At 69.5% G+C, this 14102-nt stretch carries 16 protein-coding genes and 1 pseudogene; 5 read left to right on the top strand and 12 right to left on the bottom strand.

The features are described from left to right. Positions 1–72 precede the first annotated feature (72 nt). The 7 genes and pseudogenes from GT347_RS10605 to GT347_RS10575 all read right to left on the bottom strand — a co-directional run bounded on the left by GT347_RS10605 (position 73) and on the right by GT347_RS10575 (position 4241). Positions 73–714 (bottom strand): histidine phosphatase family protein, encoded by a 642-nt coding sequence (locus GT347_RS10605; protein WP_160551921.1) that lies wholly within the window; start codon positions 712–714, stop codon positions 73–75. A gap of 89 nt (positions 715–803) precedes the next feature. Further along, on the bottom strand, positions 804–1433 hold the full coding sequence (locus GT347_RS10600) for a DUF4136 domain-containing protein (RefSeq protein WP_160551920.1): 630 nt from the start codon (positions 1431–1433) through the stop codon (positions 804–806). A gap of 25 nt (positions 1434–1458) precedes the next feature. Beyond that, a complete protein-coding gene (gene ttcA, locus GT347_RS10595) occupies positions 1459–2397 on the bottom strand; it encodes a tRNA 2-thiocytidine(32) synthetase TtcA (protein ID WP_160551919.1) in 939 nt (312 codons plus the stop codon). A 24-nt stretch (positions 2398–2421) separates the two neighbouring features. Continuing rightward, positions 2422–2754, bottom strand: a complete 333-nt coding sequence (locus tag GT347_RS10590) for a type II toxin-antitoxin system PemK/MazF family toxin (protein WP_160551918.1) — start codon at positions 2752–2754, stop codon at positions 2422–2424. Continuing rightward, on the bottom strand, positions 2754–2963 hold the full coding sequence (locus tag GT347_RS10585) for an antitoxin MazE-like protein (protein WP_160551917.1): 210 nt from the start codon (positions 2961–2963) through the stop codon (positions 2754–2756). Before GT347_RS10585 ends, GT347_RS10590 begins: the two co-directional genes overlap by 1 nt. Before the next feature lie 62 nt (positions 2964–3025). Further along, positions 3026–3397 carry a dihydroneopterin aldolase gene (locus tag GT347_RS10580; protein ID WP_160551916.1) on the bottom strand — a complete coding sequence of 124 codons (372 nt, stop codon included), beginning with the start codon at positions 3395–3397 and terminating at the stop codon, positions 3026–3028. A gap of 29 nt (positions 3398–3426) precedes the next feature. After that, a pseudogene (locus GT347_RS10575) lies at positions 3427–4241 on the bottom strand (SDR family oxidoreductase). Between the two features lie 17 nt (positions 4242–4258). On the opposite strand from GT347_RS10575, the gene GT347_RS10570 reads away from it, so the two are divergent. From GT347_RS10570 to GT347_RS10560, 3 genes are all read left to right on the top strand, one after another. Beyond that, positions 4259–5410, top strand: coding sequence for a class I SAM-dependent methyltransferase (locus tag GT347_RS10570; RefSeq protein WP_160551915.1), 1152 nt, complete (start codon positions 4259–4261; stop codon positions 5408–5410). 9 nt (positions 5411–5419) lie between these two features. Continuing rightward, a complete protein-coding gene (locus GT347_RS10565; RefSeq protein WP_160551914.1) occupies positions 5420–5614 on the top strand; it encodes a DUF2905 domain-containing protein in 195 nt (64 codons plus the stop codon). A 73-nt stretch (positions 5615–5687) separates the two neighbouring features. Then, positions 5688–6629 carry an ROK family protein gene (locus tag GT347_RS10560; RefSeq protein ID WP_160551913.1) on the top strand — a complete coding sequence of 314 codons (942 nt, stop codon included), beginning with the start codon at positions 5688–5690 and terminating at the stop codon, positions 6627–6629. A gap of 1 nt (position 6630) precedes the next feature. On the opposite strand, the gene GT347_RS10555 is transcribed toward GT347_RS10560, so the two are convergent. The 4 genes from GT347_RS10555 to GT347_RS10540 form a co-directional block, all read right to left on the bottom strand. After that, positions 6631–7380 carry a BON domain-containing protein gene (locus tag GT347_RS10555; RefSeq protein ID WP_160551912.1) on the bottom strand — a complete coding sequence of 250 codons (750 nt, stop codon included), beginning with the start codon at positions 7378–7380 and terminating at the stop codon, positions 6631–6633. A gap of 13 nt (positions 7381–7393) precedes the next feature. Further along, positions 7394–7987 (bottom strand): SIS domain-containing protein, encoded by a 594-nt coding sequence (locus GT347_RS10550; protein ID WP_160551911.1) that lies wholly within the window; start codon positions 7985–7987, stop codon positions 7394–7396. Positions 7988–8017: 30 nt separating this feature from the next. Continuing rightward, complete coding sequence (locus tag GT347_RS10545; protein ID WP_160551910.1) at positions 8018–8269, bottom strand: hypothetical protein; 252 nt, start codon at positions 8267–8269, stop codon at positions 8018–8020. A gap of 178 nt (positions 8270–8447) precedes the next feature. After that, the gene (locus tag GT347_RS10540; protein WP_160551909.1) at positions 8448–9404 is read right to left on the bottom strand and encodes an AEC family transporter; all 957 of its coding nucleotides are present in this window, start codon (positions 9402–9404) and stop codon (positions 8448–8450) included. A 153-nt stretch (positions 9405–9557) separates the two neighbouring features. On the opposite strand from GT347_RS10540, the gene GT347_RS10535 reads away from it, so the two are divergent. After that, positions 9558–11630, top strand: a complete 2073-nt coding sequence (locus tag GT347_RS10535; RefSeq protein WP_160551908.1) for an ATP-dependent helicase — start codon at positions 9558–9560, stop codon at positions 11628–11630. Between the two features lie 145 nt (positions 11631–11775). Further along, complete coding sequence (locus GT347_RS10530; RefSeq protein WP_229722826.1) at positions 11776–13089, top strand: phospholipase A; 1314 nt, start codon at positions 11776–11778, stop codon at positions 13087–13089. Between the two features lie 73 nt (positions 13090–13162). On the opposite strand, the gene GT347_RS10525 is transcribed toward GT347_RS10530, so the two are convergent. Next, positions 13163–14092 carry an NAD(P)-dependent oxidoreductase gene (locus GT347_RS10525; RefSeq protein ID WP_160551907.1) on the bottom strand — a complete coding sequence of 310 codons (930 nt, stop codon included), beginning with the start codon at positions 14090–14092 and terminating at the stop codon, positions 13163–13165. Between the last annotated feature and the right edge of the window lie 10 nt (positions 14093–14102).

The following is a 14102-nucleotide window of genomic DNA, read 5'->3' as shown; positions in this document are numbered from 1 at the left end:
AGATTCTTGCGAAAAGATGGATTCGCAAGGCGAAACTTCCATGCGCTTTCGCGCCCGGCCCGGCTTCGCCGATCAGGTCGTCGTGTCGTCCAGCGTGCCGGGGTCCAGGTGCGAATCGTCGGCCCAGCCGATCAGGGTGACGGATTCGGGTGTCCACAGCAGGCGGTTGATGACCGCATTGCCGGTCTTCCAGGTGCGCGGCGCCTGCAGCTCCTGGCCGGTGGCGGCGCGGTAGAGCACGTCCATCACGCCGCCGTGGGCGACCAGCACGATCTGCTCGCCGGGATGGCGGGCGGCCAGCTGGTGCAGGGTGTCGAGCACCCGTTCGCGGAACTGCAGCAGCGATTCGCCGCCCTCCGGCGCGAAATCCGGCACCCGGGTGCGCCAGAGGTGCGCCTGCTCGGGCAGGGTGGATTCGATGTCGTGGAAGGTCAGGCCCTCGAAGGTGCCGAAGAGCCGCTCGCGCAGGCCGGTGATCGGCTGCACGTCCACGCCGCCGACCGCCTCGGCCACATGCTCGGCCGTGCGGTGGGCGCGCTGCAGGTCGCTGGCGTAGACGGCGGCGATCGGCTCGGCCGACAGCGCGCGGCCGAGCTGGCGCGCCTGCCATTCGCCGGTTTCGTTGAGGGGGATGTCGAGCTGGCCCTGGATGCGGGTGTCGACGTTCCAGGCGGTTTCGCCGTGGCGGATGGCAATGATGCGGGTGGCGTCCATGGACCATCGGGCAAGAAAAACGGCCCTGCAGAATAGCAGGGCCGTGCACAGGGCGGTGTGAGCGCTGGTGTCGCGCCGGTGAAAGGCGCTCAGCGTGCGCTGCTGACCTTGGGAATCTCGACGTTGACCCGGCGCACGCCCACCGGCGCCTGCGGGAAGCCGAAGAGGGCCGAATCCATCATCACCGTCAGCACCTGGGTGTCGGCGGGATAGAGGCTGTCGTGCGCTGCATGGGTCTCGTAGACGATGCGGCCGCTGGCGATGTCGCGCACCGTCAGGCCGACCTGCTGGGCGTAGATCACGCGGTCCGGAAAGCGGCCGCCGGGATAGCCGTAGAAGCCGCCGCCGTAGTAACCCCGGCGCCAGCCCGGGCCGAAACCGCCGTACGGGCCCCAGCCGGGACCGAAGCCCGGGCCGAAGGGGTCGTACTCCACCCGGCGCTGCGCCTGCAGGCCCACCTGCACGCTGTAGGTGGGGCTGGTTTCGTCGTGCTTCAGGCCGACCCGCTCCAGCGACTGCTGGGCCACGGTCTCCAGCATGTTCTGCTGCACCGGCACGGTCTGCTGCGAGAGCGTGCGTTCGAAGCGGTAGCTGGCGCCCGGCGGGATGGCGGGCAGGGTGGAGAAGGATTGCACATCGCTGTCGACCAGGCGGGTGGTCGAGCAGCCGGCCAGCGCGGCTGCGGCGGCGACGAGGAAAAGCGCTGCGATACGTTTCATGGCTGTCTCCTGACGGCGGTTGGCGTCACACCGCCACGATATTGAGGCCTGCGGGTGAGGGTGCAACAAAACTTTCTGGATCGAAGGCCTTGTCGCCCTGCTCGCTGGCCACGCCGGTGGGTTTGAGACCCTTGAAGTCATGCAGGGTTCCATCCAGCAGATGGGAGGGCACCACGTTCTGCAGGGCGCTGAACATGTTCTCGATGCGGCCGGGGAATTTCTTCTCCCATTCGCGCAGCATCTCGCCCACCTGCACCCGCTGCAGGTTCTCCTGGCTGCCGCAGAGGTTGCAGGGAATGATCGGGAACTCGCGGTGCTGGGCCCAGCGCACCAGGTCCTTCTCGGCCACGTAGGCCATGGGGCGGATGACGACATGCCTGCCGTCGTCGCTCACCAGCTTGGGCGGCATGGTCTTCATCTTGGCGCCGAAGAACATGTTGAGCAGCAGGGTCTGCAGGATGTCGTCGCGGTGGTGGCCCAGGGCGATCTTGGTGGCGCCCAGCTCGTCGGCGACGCGGTAGAGGATGCCGCGGCGCAGCCGGCTGCACAGGCCGCAGGTGGTCTTGCCCTCCTCGATCACGCGGGTGACGATGCTGTAGGTGTCCTGGTTCTCGATGTGGAAGGGCACGCCGGTCTTGCCCAGGTACTCGGGCAGCACATGCTCGGGAAAGCCGGGCTGCTTCTGGTCGAGGTTGACGGCGATCAGCTCGAAGCGGATGGGCGCGCGCTGCTGCAGCTTCATCAGGATGTCGAGCATGCCGTAGCTGTCCTTGCCGCCGGACATGCAGACCATGACCCGGTCGCCCTCCTCGATCATGTTGAAGTCCACGATGGCGCGGCCCACCTCGCGGCAGAGGCGCTTTTCGAGCTTGTGGGTCTCGCGCTCGATCTTCAGGCGCTGGGGGGCGGCATCGGCGGATGCGGTGGCGGCGGTGTTTTCGGATTCGGTCCAGACGGCGCTCATGGCGGTCTCCTCAAAAAATTCGGCTCAGGCCAGGCCGAGCACTACGAACATCGCGCGCTCCACGGCACGCATGCGGTCGGCATTCAGGCTGCCGAATGCCTCGCCCAGCTTGTCGCGGGGCAGGGTGGAGATCTTGTCCACCATCACCTGCGAAAGCGATTTCAGGCCGTTGGCGCGGTCCGGCTCCACGGTGACGCGGAACAACGGGGCGTCGCGGAGGTCGCTCGTCAGTGGGCACACCACGACGCTGCCGAGTCCGGCCAGACCATCGGCCTGCACCACCAGGGCAGGCCTCGGCTTGCCGAAGTCGCCCTGCAGCGACACGGCGACGACGTCGCCGCGTTTGACTTCGGCCATTACTTCCAGCCGTCCAAGGCCTGAGCGGCTGCTTCGGCGAATGCCAGGCCATCGTCGCCGACGGCCCGGCATTGACGTTCCAGTTCCTCGGCAAACAGCGCGCTGCGGGTATCTGGTACCCAGACCTGCTTGAGCTTGAGACCCGCCGCACGCCGGGATTCGCGATGGCGTGCGACGGCGTCCTGTGATTCGGAGTGGGGGTGATTCATGATATTTCCAGCAAGGATTTCATGAAATTCTACCGCTGCACGCCGGATCGGCGGCCATTGCCTCACCAGAGCCCCGTCTCCACCCGTATCGCCACCTCGCAGTCATCGAAGATCTCCAGCTTGGCGATCTTCACCCGCACGCCCAGCACGCCGGGCAGCTGCAGCAGGCGCAGGGCCAGCTTGCCGATCAGGCTCTCCAGCAGGTTCACATGCTCGGCGGTGCACTCGTCGATGATGATGCGGCGCACCTTGCGGTAGTCCAACACATGCAGGATGTCGTCGTCGTGCGGCAGCAGGTTCTGCGGGCCGAGGTTGAGCTCGGCATCGACGCGGATCGGCTGCGGCGCGGTCTTCTCGTGGTCCAGGATGCCCAGGCTGGCATCGAAGCGCAGGCCGCTGAGCGTCAGGATCTGCCGGCCGTGGGATTGGGACATGGGGGCTTTCGGATCGGTGGTCGGAGGCATCACATCAGCGAGAAATCGCGGTCGAAGCGCTGCAGGTGCTGGCCGCCGTCGACCAGCAGCGTGGTGCCGGTGATGGAGCGGTTCTCCAGCGCGAAGCGCACGGTGGCGGCCACGTCCTCGGGGTGGAGGAGCGGCCCAGCGGAGACAGGGCGTGCAGCTTCTGGAAGGCGGCGTCGTCCAGCAGGTGGCTGGTCAGGGTCAGGCCGGGCGCCACGCCGATCACCCGCACACGCGGCGCCAGGGCCAGGGCCAGCATGGTGTTGGCGGCTTCCAGCGCGGCCTTCGACAGGGTGTAGCTGAGGAAGTCCGGGTTCTGGTTCCACAGCTTCTGGTCGAGCAGGTTGACCACCGCGGCCTCGCCCGGGGCGCCGTCGCGCGCGGCCGCATGCTCGGCCAGGGCCTGCGCCAGCAGGATGGGGGCGCCGGTGTTGCTGCGCATGTGGCGCTCCAGGCTGGCGAAGCCGAAGTCGGCGGCGCTGTCCTGCTCGAAGAGCGAGGCGTTGTTGACGACCGCATCGAGCCGGCCGAAATGGGCGGCGACGGCGGGTACCAGGTTGCGGATCGAGGCTTCGTCGGACAGGTCGGCTTCGAAGGCCTGTGCTGCGTCCTCGCGGCCGGCGAGGGCGCGGCAGTCGCCGACCGTCTCGGCGGATTCGGTGCGCGACTTGCGAAAGTGCACGGCGACCTGCCAGCCGGCCTGCGCCAGGGCCAGCGCGATCTGGCGGCCCAGGCGGCGGCCGGCGCCGGTGACCAGCACGGTGCGGGCGTTCGGCGGGGGCGGTCGGTCGAGGGGGGAGGAGGAGGGGTCGGGCATCGGGGACAATCCCGGCAATGGCAGTCTTTTGCAGTTTAACGGCCTCGTCGGCCGGCGCTTCGGCGCAGCCCCCGGAGCCTTCGGATGCCCTGGCGCGCCTCATCGCCGGAGAGATCGCGGGTGCCGGCGGCTGGATCGGCTTCGATCGTTTCATGGCCCTGGCGCTGTATGCGCCGGGCGCCGGCTACTACACCCGCGATGCGGCGCAGTTCGGCCGCATGCCGGATGCAGCGGGCGGCGGCGGCGATTTCGTCACCGGGCCGGAACTCTCGCCGCTGTTCGGCCGCGCCCTGGCGGTGCAGGTGGCCGATGCGCTGGAGGCCTCGGGCACCGACGAGGTCTGGGAGTTCGGCGCCGGCACCGGCGCCCTGGCGCGGGAGCTGCTGGGGGCGCTGGGCGAGCGGGTGTCGCGCTACACCATCGTCGATCTCTCCGGCACCCTGCGCGCGCGCCAGCAGCAGACCCTGGCGGCATTCGGCGAGCGGGTGCGCTGGGCCGACAGCCTGCCGGAACGCATCGAGGGCGTGGTGGTCGGCAACGAGGTGCTGGATGCGATGCCGGTGCAGCTGCTGGCGCGCAAGCAGGGCGAGTGGTTCGAGCGCGGCGTCTGCCTGGGCGAGGCCGGCGCCTTCGCCTGGAGCGACCGGCCGACGGCGCTGCGCCCGCCGGTCGATATCCCCGGCCCGCACGACTACCTCACCGAGATCCATCCCCAGGGCCGCGGCTTCGTCGCCACCCTGGGCGACCGGCTGGCGCGCGGCGCGGCCTTCCTGATCGACTACGGTTTCCCTGAAGCCGAGTACTACCACCCGCAGCGCCACATGGGCACGGTGATGTGCCACCGCGCGCACCGCGCCGACAGCGATCCGCTGGCCGACGTGGGCGACAAGGACATCACCGCCCATGTCGACTTCACCGGCGTGGCCCTGGCCGCGCAGGACGCCGGCCTGGAGCTGCTGGGCTACACCAGCCAGGGCCATTTCCTCTACAACTGCGGCCTGGGCGCGATGCTGGAAGCCTTGCCGCAGGCGCAGCGCAACCTGCCGCTGCTGCTGGTCAACGAGCACGAGATGGGCGAGCTGTTCAAGGTGATCGCCCTGGGCCGAGAGCTGCCGCCCGAATGGATGCCGGTGGGCTTCGCCCATGGCGACCGCAGCCACCGCCTCTAGGCGCCGCAGATGATCCGCCTCTACCTCGTCATTTTCCTGGTGCTGATCCTGATCAGCTGGGCCGCGCCCTGGCTGGGCCGCTTCGGCCTGGGGCGCCTGCCGGGCGACCTGCGCTGGCGCTGGCGCGGACGGGAATGGAACCTGCCGGTGACCAGCACCATCCTGGCCGGCATGGTCGCCGCGGCCATCGCCAAGCTGCTGTAGCGGCTGCGGCTTACATCGCCGCCGGGCCGGCGCTCCTAAACTCCTGCGATCAGCATCAGAAGGACAGCAGCCCATGCGTGTTTGCGTCGACATCGGAGGCACCAAAGTCGCGGTCAGCCTTTCCCCGCCCGGCAGCCGCGAGCTCATCCACCGGCGCAGCCAGCCGACGGCCAAGCAGGGCCGGCCGGATGCGGTGGCGCGGCAGATCCTGCAGATGGTGGACGAGGCCTGCGCCGAGGCCGGCATCGATCCGGCGCTGCTGGAGCGCGTGGGGGTGTCCTCGGCCGGGCCCTTCGTGCTGAAGGACGGCATGATCGAACTGGCCACGCCCAATATCTGCGGCGGCATGGCCGGCCCCGCCCGCAAGCTGCCCAACGACTGGAAGACCGTGCCCATCGAGGCCCCGCTGCGCCAGCGCTTCGCCCATGTGCGGGTGGAGAACGACTGCGTCGCCGCGCTGGAGGCCGAACGCCGCTGGGGCGCGCTGCAGGGTATCGCGGACTGCGCCTACGTCACCTGGAGCACCGGCATCGGCATGGGCCTGTGCGTGGACGGGCGGGCGCTGCGCGGCAAGAACGGCAATGCCGGCCACGGCGGCCACACCTTCGTCAGCGACGACGACCACCATGCGCTGTGCGGCTGCGGCAACCATGGCGACCTGGAATCGCTGGTGGCGGGCAATGCCATCGGCCGGCGTTTCGCGGACCGCGGCTTCGACGGCGCGGAGTCCCTGCTGCAGGCCGCGCGCGAGGGCCATGCCGATGCCATCGGCATCGTCGATGCGCTGTGCCGCACCATGGGCCGCGGCCTCTACAACATCGTCGCGCTGCTCGACCTGCAGCGCATCAGCCTGGGCGGCAGCGTCTTCTGGCACCACCGCGACCTGCTGCTGCCCAAGCTGCAGGCCTATGTGGCGGGCCACCTGCCCGCGCTGACGGCGGGCGTGGAACTGGTGCCCGCCGGGCTGGCCGAGAAGGTCGGCGACTACGCGGCCCTGGCCCTGATCGACGACTGACTCAGCGTACCGGCGTGACGACCGCGCCACCCTGCGGCGCCGCCGCCGGTGCAGGCGCGGGAGCCGCGACCGGCGCAGGTGCCGGCGTGGCCGTGCTGGCCGCCGGCGCCTGCTGCCGGCCGAGCTCGGCCAGCTCCTGCTCGCTGATCAGTTCGTAGACCCGCACCACCTTGCTCACGCCCGACACCCCGCGGGCGATCTCCGCCGTGCGGTCGGCTTCGCGCTTGCTCACCCGGCCCATCAGGTAGACCACGCCGCGCTCGGTGCTCACCTTGAAGGCGTTGGAATAGATGTCCTTGGCGTCGACGAAGCTGGCCTTGACCTTGGCGGTGATCAGCGAATCCTGCGAGCGCTGGCTGAAGCTGCTGGCCGGCGCCACGTCCAGGGCGTTGACCACGCCGCGCACGTTCTCCACGCGGGAGACGTATTGCTCCACCCGTTCCTTGTCCTGGGCGGTCGGCACCTCGCCGGTCAGCAGCACCTGGCGGTTGTAGCTGGTGACGTTCACATGCACCCGGTCGCCGAAATTGGTGCGCACCGCGCTGCCGGAGCGCTGTTCGATCGATTCGTCCTCCAGCTGGGTGCCGGCGGTGCGGCGGTCGGTCACCACCATGCCGGTGCCGGCCACGGCCGCGCCGCCGACGACCAGGGGCACGCAGCCGTTGAGGGCCGTCAGCAGGGCCAGGCCGGCGAGCGCCGTGGCGGGCAGGCGCAGGCGGGAGAAGGAGGAGGGGATGGTGATGGAGGTCATGTCGGGGCTCTGTTCAGGGCTCGCGTTCGCCGAGGAGTTGCGCATCCACGCCATCGCAGATGCAGTGAAGGGTGAGCAGGTGGACCTCGTGCACACGCGCCAGCCGGTCGTGCGGCACGGCCACATGCACATCGGTCTCGCGCAGCATGCCGGCGATGCGGCCGCCGTGGCGGCCGGTGAGGGCGACCACCGTCATCTCGCGCTCGTGGGCCGCGGCGATGGCGCTCATCACATTGGCGCAGTTGCCGCCGGCCGAGAGGGCCACCAGCACGTCGCCGGCATGGCCGAGCGCACGCACCTGGCGGGCGAAGACCGCGGCGGTGTCGGGTTCCAGGCCGGCGGGGCAGAGCAGCGCGCCGTCCAGCGTGAGGGTGATGGCGGCGAGTTCCGGGCGCTCGCGTTCGAAGCCGCCGACGAAGTGGGCGCCCAGCGTCTGCGCCAGCGCCGCCGAGGCGCCGTTGCCGCAGGCCAGGGTCTTGCCGCCGCCGGTGATGCAGGCGACCACCGCCTGCACCGCCAGGGCGATGGGCACACTCAGGGCTTCGGAAGCCTGGTAGTTCAGGTCGGCGCTGTCGATGAATTGCTGCTGGATGCGGTGTTCTAGCATGGGCCGCGATGATAACGGCCGCCGCGCGCGCTACTTCTTGGGCGCCGGCTCCCAGTGGGTCAGGTCCACCATGACCTGCATCACGCCAGCCTCGCGCAGCATGCCCAGGCCCGAGCGCGGGTTGATGAAGCAGCGCGCCTCCGGGCCGCGCACCCGGGCAAGCGTGGCCTCGGGGCCCTTGATGGTGGTGATCTTCACGATGAAGCCGTCGCCCTTGCCTTCCAGGGTGACCTTCTGGACGCCGCCCGCGTTGACCGTGGCGCGCAGCTGCTCCAGATTCATGCTGAATTTAGAACCCATAGGGACCGTTCTCGATGTTGGCTGTGCGGGGTGACTCCCGCGACACGGGGCCGATGCTAGAAATACACGTCACGCCAAGGCGGACTTTGCGACGAAACCCCGCTTTTCGGCGACGAAGGCGGCCACCCGACCGACAAGGTGTCCGGGCACTAACCGGCTTCTACGGTCCGACCCAGGCCACGGCCGCGGAAAAGCTCAGGAACGCGAAGACGGTCGAGACCATGATGATCCGTGCGATGCGCCCGTTGTGCGCGCCGAAGCGTTCTGCCAGCACCGCCACGTTGCTGGCCGCCGGCAGGGCGGCCACCAGCACGATCGCCGCCCGCGCCACCGGCGGCAGTGGCACGCCGAGGGCCGCGGCCAGCGCGGCGCCGCCCAGCACCAGCAGCGGATGCAGCACCAGCTTGGCGATGGCCAGCGGCACATAGGCTGTCCAGCCGACGGCGGTGTCGTGGCCCATCTGCGAACGCGCCAGCACCGCGCCGATGGTGAAGAGGGCCACCGGCGGCGCCGCGTTGCCGAGCAGGGCCAGGGTCTGGTCCACCGGCTGCGGCAGGCGCAGGCCGGCTGCCGAGGCCAGCCCGCCCAGCAGCACCGACCAGGGCAGCGGGTTGACCAGCATGCCGCGCAGCGCCTGGCGCAGCGCCATGGCCATGCCGTGCGCGCCCGCGCCGTCCAGGCGGGACAGGGCGATGCAGGCCGAGCTGGTGATCACCATGTCGATCGCCATCACCTGCACCACCGGGCCGGCCGCGGCCTGCGAGAGCAGGGCCACGATCAGCGGCACGCCCATGAAGCCGGTGTTGGGAAAGGCGGTGACCAGGGCGCCGAAGGCCGCGTCGTTCCAGTTCCAGCCGCCGCGCCGGGCGTAGAGCAGGGCCAGCGCCACCATCAGGATGCCGGCGCCAAGGTAGACCGCGGCGGTGCGCGGATCCAGCAGCTGGGCCAGCGGCGCGCCCGCGCCGAAGCGGAACAGCATGCAGGGCAGGGCGAAATACAGCACGAAGCTGTTCAGGTCGGGAATCGCGGTGATGGAGAGCATGCCGCGCCGGGCGGCGAGATAGCCGATCAGCACCAGGGCGAAGAAGGGAAAGGTGACGGCGAAGACGGATGACACGGTGGGGTGCTGGGGGCGGTGGGGCGGAAGGCGGCGGACGCGCCGTTATCATGCCCGGCTGGCCGCGCGGCCGCCGCCCGCCGCGCCGATTCCCGACGGCGCCCCTGGCCGTGCGCTTTTTCTCCTTCCCCCGCCTCCCGTTTTCCCTCCCCCATGTCCGGTCTCAACTTCGCCCAGCAAGAAGCCGTCAACTACCTGCACGGCCCCTGCCTGGTGCTGGCCGGCGCCGGCTCGGGCAAGACACGGGTGATCACCATGAAGATCGGCCGGCTGATCCAGACCGGCCTGGCGCCCAAATCCATCGCCGCCATCACCTTCACCAACAAGGCGGCCAGCGAGATGCGCGAGCGGGCGCAGCACCTGATCGGCAAGCAGGCCAAGGACGTGGCCGTCTGCACCTTCCACGCCCTGGGCGTGCGCCTGATGCGCGAGGACGGCGCGGTGCTGGGCCTGAAGCCCCAGTTCAGCATCCTCGACGCCAACGACGTGGTCGGCATCATCAAGGACGCCGCCGGCGGCACCACCGACGCGGCCACCGCCCGCATCTGGCAGTGGACCATCAGCAAGTGGAAGAACATGGGCCTGAGCAGCGCCGAGGCGCTGGCCGTGGCGGCGGACGACAACGAACGCATCATCGCCAAGGTGATGGAGCGCTACGAGGAGCGCCTGACCGCCTACCAGAGCGTGGACTTCGACGACCTGATCGGCATGCCGCTGCGCCTTCTGCGCGACCATCCGGAGGTGCGCGAGAAGTGGCAGAAGACCCTCAACCACGTGCTGGTCGACGAATACCAGGACACCAACGCCACCCAGTACGAGCTGTTGAAGCTGCTGGTCGGCGAGCGCGGCCGCTTCACCGCGGTGGGCGATGACGACCAGTCCATCTACGGCTGGCGCGGCGCCACGCTGGACAACCTCAAGAAGCTGCCGGTCGACTACGCCACCCTCAAGGTCATCAAGCTGGAGCAGAACTACCGCTCCACCAGCGCCATCCTGCGCGCGGCCAACAACGTCATCCAGCCCAATCCCAAGCTCTATCCCAAGACCCTGTTCTCGGAGCTGGGCGAGGGCGAGCCGGTGCGGGTGGTCGATGCCGACAGCGAGGAGCACGAGGCCGAACGCGCCGTGGCCCGCATCCAGAGCCTGCGCGAGACCTCGCAGCACAAGGAGTGGCGCTCCTTCGCCGTGCTCTACCGCGCCAACCACATGGCCAAGCCCTTCGAGAAGGCGCTGCGCCGGGCCAACATCCCCTACAAGGTCTCGGGCGGCACCGGCTTCTTCGACCGCGCCGAGATCCGCGACCTGTGCTCCTGGCTGCGCCTGTGGGTCAACAACGACGACGACCCGGCCTTCCTGCGCGCCATCACCACACCCAAGCGCGGCATCGGCCACACCACGCTGGGCAAGCTCGGTGAATACAGCAGCAGCTACAAGCTCAGCCTGTTCGCCGCGCTGTTCTCGTCCTCCCTGGCCGCGCTGATGCCCGAGCGGGCCATGGCCCAGCTGCTGGAGTTCGGCCGCTACATCAACGACCTGGAATACCGCGCCCGCCGCACCATAGGCGCGGAGGACTCCAAGGCCTTCCTGCTGGAATGGCTCAAGGAAATCGGCTACGAGCAGCACCTGCTCGACAGCGAGGACAGCGAGAAGGTCGGCGCCGCCCGCTGGGGCAATGTGCTGGACTTCATCGACTGGATGTCGCAGCGCAGCGGCGGTGTCATCGACGACGCCTCCGGCGCCAACATCCCCAGCCCCACCAAGAGCCTGCTGGAGGTGGTGCAGACGGTGTCGCTGCTGTCCACCATCAGCGAGCGCGAGAAGGACCAGGACGTGGTCACCCTCTCCACCCTGCACGCCTCCAAGGGCCTGGAGTGGCCGCATGTGATGCTGATCGGCGTGAACGAAGGCCTGCTGCCCTTCAAGCTCGAAGACGACAACGGCCGCCAGAAGGTGGTCAGCGCCGAGACCACCCAGCGCCTCGAGGAAGAGCGCCGCCTGATGTACGTGGGCATCACCCGCGCCCAGCGCACCCTGGCCGTCAGCTGGACCAAACGCCGCAAGAAGGGCCGCGAGATGGTGGCCGCCATGCCCAGCCGCTTCATCGCCGAGATGGGCCTGGACAAGACCACCGCCAAGGAAGACCCGCGCGAGAAGCTGCGGGCGCTGCGCGCCGAATTCGCCAAGCGGGCGGAGGCCTCGGCCAGTGCCGCCAAGTCGCAGGCCTGAGCGCGCCGACGCACCAAACTGCGGCGCAGGAAAGCGCGGTATCCGACACGCCGGCAGGGAAACCCCGGGTAGCATGCTCACGCCCCGGCCGCAGGCCCGCCGTCAGGGCCCTCGATTCCCCCAGCCCCGGACGAAAGCCTCCCCGATGCCCCCGACGACACCTTCTTCGATGCCGCCCGCGGCACGCCGCCTGCCCGCCAGTCTTGCTGCTGGCGCGGTGCTGCTGGCCCTGGCGCCCGGCGCGTTCGCCCAGGCCAAGCCGGCCGCGAATGCCAAGGCGCCGGTCGCGCAGCTCACCCCCCAGCGCGCCGCCGCCGTCACCGCCTGGCAGCAATGCCAGGCTCTCACGGCCGGCAACGAACGCCTGGCCTGCTTCGACCAATGGGCCAGCAGCCAGCAGAAGCTGGTCGACCAGGTGGAGCAGCGCTCGGCCGACGCCTCGGCCGTGTCCAACAACCCGCCGCCGGGTGCCGCCGCCTCGGCGATCAAGGCCGATGTCACCGCCGCCCTGGCCAGCGCCCAGCCCGCCACCGCGCCGGGCGGCGCGACCACCGCCACCGCCTCCACCGGCATCATCGGCGTCGGCCTGGAGCAGGGCTGCAAGGACCGTCAGTTCTCCGACCTGTCGCGCTTCTGGGAACTGGAGTCCGGCAGCAACTGCCCGACCTTCAGCCTGCGCGGATTCCGGGCCAACAGCCTGTCGGTAATCGGCTCCAACTCGGTCAACCAGCAGCCGACCTCGCTCAATCCCGCCAACAGCGCCACCACCACCAGCGACTACCGCAAGGAAGAGGTGCGGCTGCAGCTGTCGGTGCGCACCAAGCTGGCCAGCGGCCTGCTGACCCCGGCCGATGCGCCGCTGCGCGACTCGCTGTGGCTGGCCTACAGCCAGCAGTCCTACTGGCAGTTCTTCAACAGCGGCCTGTCGCGGCCCTTCCGCAGCACCGACTACGAACCCGAGGCGATCTACGTCTACCCCACCACCGCCGACCTGCCCTTCGGCTGGAAGTGGCGCTACAGCGGCGCCGGCCTGGTGCACCAGTCCAACGGCCAGAGCGATCCGCTCTCGCGCAGCTGGAACCGCGTCTACCTGATGGCCGGTTTCGAGAAGGACAACAGCTACACCGTCACCGGCCGCATCTGGAAGCGCCTGCACGAGTCCGCCGCCGACGACAACAACCCGGGCATCTCCAACTACATCGGCCGCGGCGAAGTGGCCGTCACCTGGAACCCCAGCACCCGCAACACCTTCATCGCCACGCTGCGCGGCTCGCCCGGCGGCGAGGCCCATGGCTCGGGCCGGCTGGAATGGCTGCGCTCCATCGGCGACGGCAAGGGCAACAGCTACAGCGGGCTGCGTTTCCACACCCAGCTGTTCAGCGGCTATGGGGACAGCCTGATCGACTACAACCGCAAGCGCACGGTCTTGAGCGTCGGTTTCTCCATCGTCGATTTCTGATCCGACCCTGCGCCAGACAAAAGGCCCTGCCGGATCGCTCCGGCAGGGCCTTTTTGTTGGACTGGATGTCGACTCAGGTCAGACGTTTGAGGAGAGAGGACGTATCCCAACGCTGCCCACCCATCAGCTGCACATCGCCGTAGAACTGGTCCACCAGCGCCGTCACCGGCACCCGCGCGCCGTTGCGGCGGGCCTCGTCCAGCACCAGGCCCAGGTCCTTGCGCATCCAGTCGACGGCGAAGCCGAATTCGAACTGGCCCTGCACCATGGTCTTGCCGCGGTTGTCCATCTGCCAGCTCTGGGCGGCGCCCTTGCCGATCACTTCCAGGGCCTTGCCCATGTCGAGCCCGGAACGCTGGCCGAAGGCGATGGCTTCGGAGAGGCCCTGCACGATGCCGGCGATGCAGATCTGGTTGCACATCTTGGTGAGCTGGCCGGCTCCGGCCTCGCCCATCAGGGTGACAGCGCGCGAGAAGGCGGCTGCCACCGGCTCGATCACGGCGAAGGGCTCGGCGTCGCCGCCGCACATCACCGTGAGCGCGCCGTTCTGGGCGCCGGCCTGGCCGCCGGAGACGGGTGCGTCGATGAACTGCAGGCCCAGCGCGCGGGCGGCGGCGTACAGCTCGCGCGCCACGTCGGCGGAGGCGGTGGTGTGGTCCACGAAGATCGCGCCCTTGTCCATGCCGGCCAGCGCGCCGTCGTCCTGGCGGCCGCCCTCGCCATCGGGCGTGCCCAGCACGACCGCGCGCAGGTCGTCGTCGTTGCCGACGCAGCAGAAGACGATCTCGGCGCCCTGCGCTGCTTCACGCGGCGTGGCTGCATGGCTGCCGCCGAACTCGTCCGCCCAGGCCCGGGCCTTGGCGGCGGTGCGGTTGAAGACGGTGACCTGGTGGCCCGCCAGCTGCAGATGGCCGGCCATCGGCCCGCCCATCACACCCAGTCCCAGGAAGGCGACCTTGCGGGAAGGGGTGGCGGAATAGGTTTTGGAGTTGAGTGTGCTCATGGATGACAGC

This window comes from Xylophilus rhododendri, from assembly GCF_009906855.1.
In the GTDB taxonomy this organism is placed as follows: domain Bacteria; phylum Pseudomonadota; class Gammaproteobacteria; order Burkholderiales; family Burkholderiaceae_C; genus Xylophilus; species Xylophilus rhododendri.
The sequence above is the reverse complement of the archived record's forward strand: the minus strand, read 5'-3'. Positions and strand labels throughout refer to the sequence as shown.

Bases quoted from the DNA above. Each gene is read 5' to 3' on its own strand.
- GT347_RS10605 (WP_160551921.1), bottom strand. From the start codon at position 714: ATGGACGCCACCCGCATCATTGCCATCCGCCACGGCGAAACCGCCTGG.
- GT347_RS10600 (WP_160551920.1), bottom strand. From the start codon at position 1,433: ATGAAACGTATCGCAGCGCTTTTCCTCGTCGCCGCCGCAGCCGCGCTG.
- ttcA (WP_160551919.1), bottom strand. From the start codon at position 2,397: ATGAGCGCCGTCTGGACCGAATCCGAAAACACCGCCGCCACCGCATCC.
- GT347_RS10590 (WP_160551918.1), bottom strand. From the start codon at position 2,754: ATGGCCGAAGTCAAACGCGGCGACGTCGTCGCCGTGTCGCTGCAGGGC.
- GT347_RS10585 (WP_160551917.1), bottom strand. From the start codon at position 2,963: ATGAATCACCCCCACTCCGAATCACAGGACGCCGTCGCACGCCATCGC.
- GT347_RS10580 (WP_160551916.1), bottom strand. From the start codon at position 3,397: ATGTCCCAATCCCACGGCCGGCAGATCCTGACGCTCAGCGGCCTGCGC.
- GT347_RS10570 (WP_160551915.1), top strand. From the start codon at position 4,259: ATGGCAGTCTTTTGCAGTTTAACGGCCTCGTCGGCCGGCGCTTCGGCG.
- GT347_RS10565 (WP_160551914.1), top strand. From the start codon at position 5,420: ATGATCCGCCTCTACCTCGTCATTTTCCTGGTGCTGATCCTGATCAGC.
- GT347_RS10560 (WP_160551913.1), top strand. From the start codon at position 5,688: ATGCGTGTTTGCGTCGACATCGGAGGCACCAAAGTCGCGGTCAGCCTT.
- GT347_RS10555 (WP_160551912.1), bottom strand. From the start codon at position 7,380: ATGACCTCCATCACCATCCCCTCCTCCTTCTCCCGCCTGCGCCTGCCC.
- GT347_RS10550 (WP_160551911.1), bottom strand. From the start codon at position 7,987: ATGCTAGAACACCGCATCCAGCAGCAATTCATCGACAGCGCCGACCTG.
- GT347_RS10545 (WP_160551910.1), bottom strand. From the start codon at position 8,269: ATGAATCTGGAGCAGCTGCGCGCCACGGTCAACGCGGGCGGCGTCCAG.
- GT347_RS10535 (WP_160551908.1), top strand. From the start codon at position 9,558: ATGTCCGGTCTCAACTTCGCCCAGCAAGAAGCCGTCAACTACCTGCAC.
- GT347_RS10530 (WP_229722826.1), top strand. From the start codon at position 11,776: ATGCCCCCGACGACACCTTCTTCGATGCCGCCCGCGGCACGCCGCCTG.
- GT347_RS10525 (WP_160551907.1), bottom strand. From the start codon at position 14,092: ATGAGCACACTCAACTCCAAAACCTATTCCGCCACCCCTTCCCGCAAG.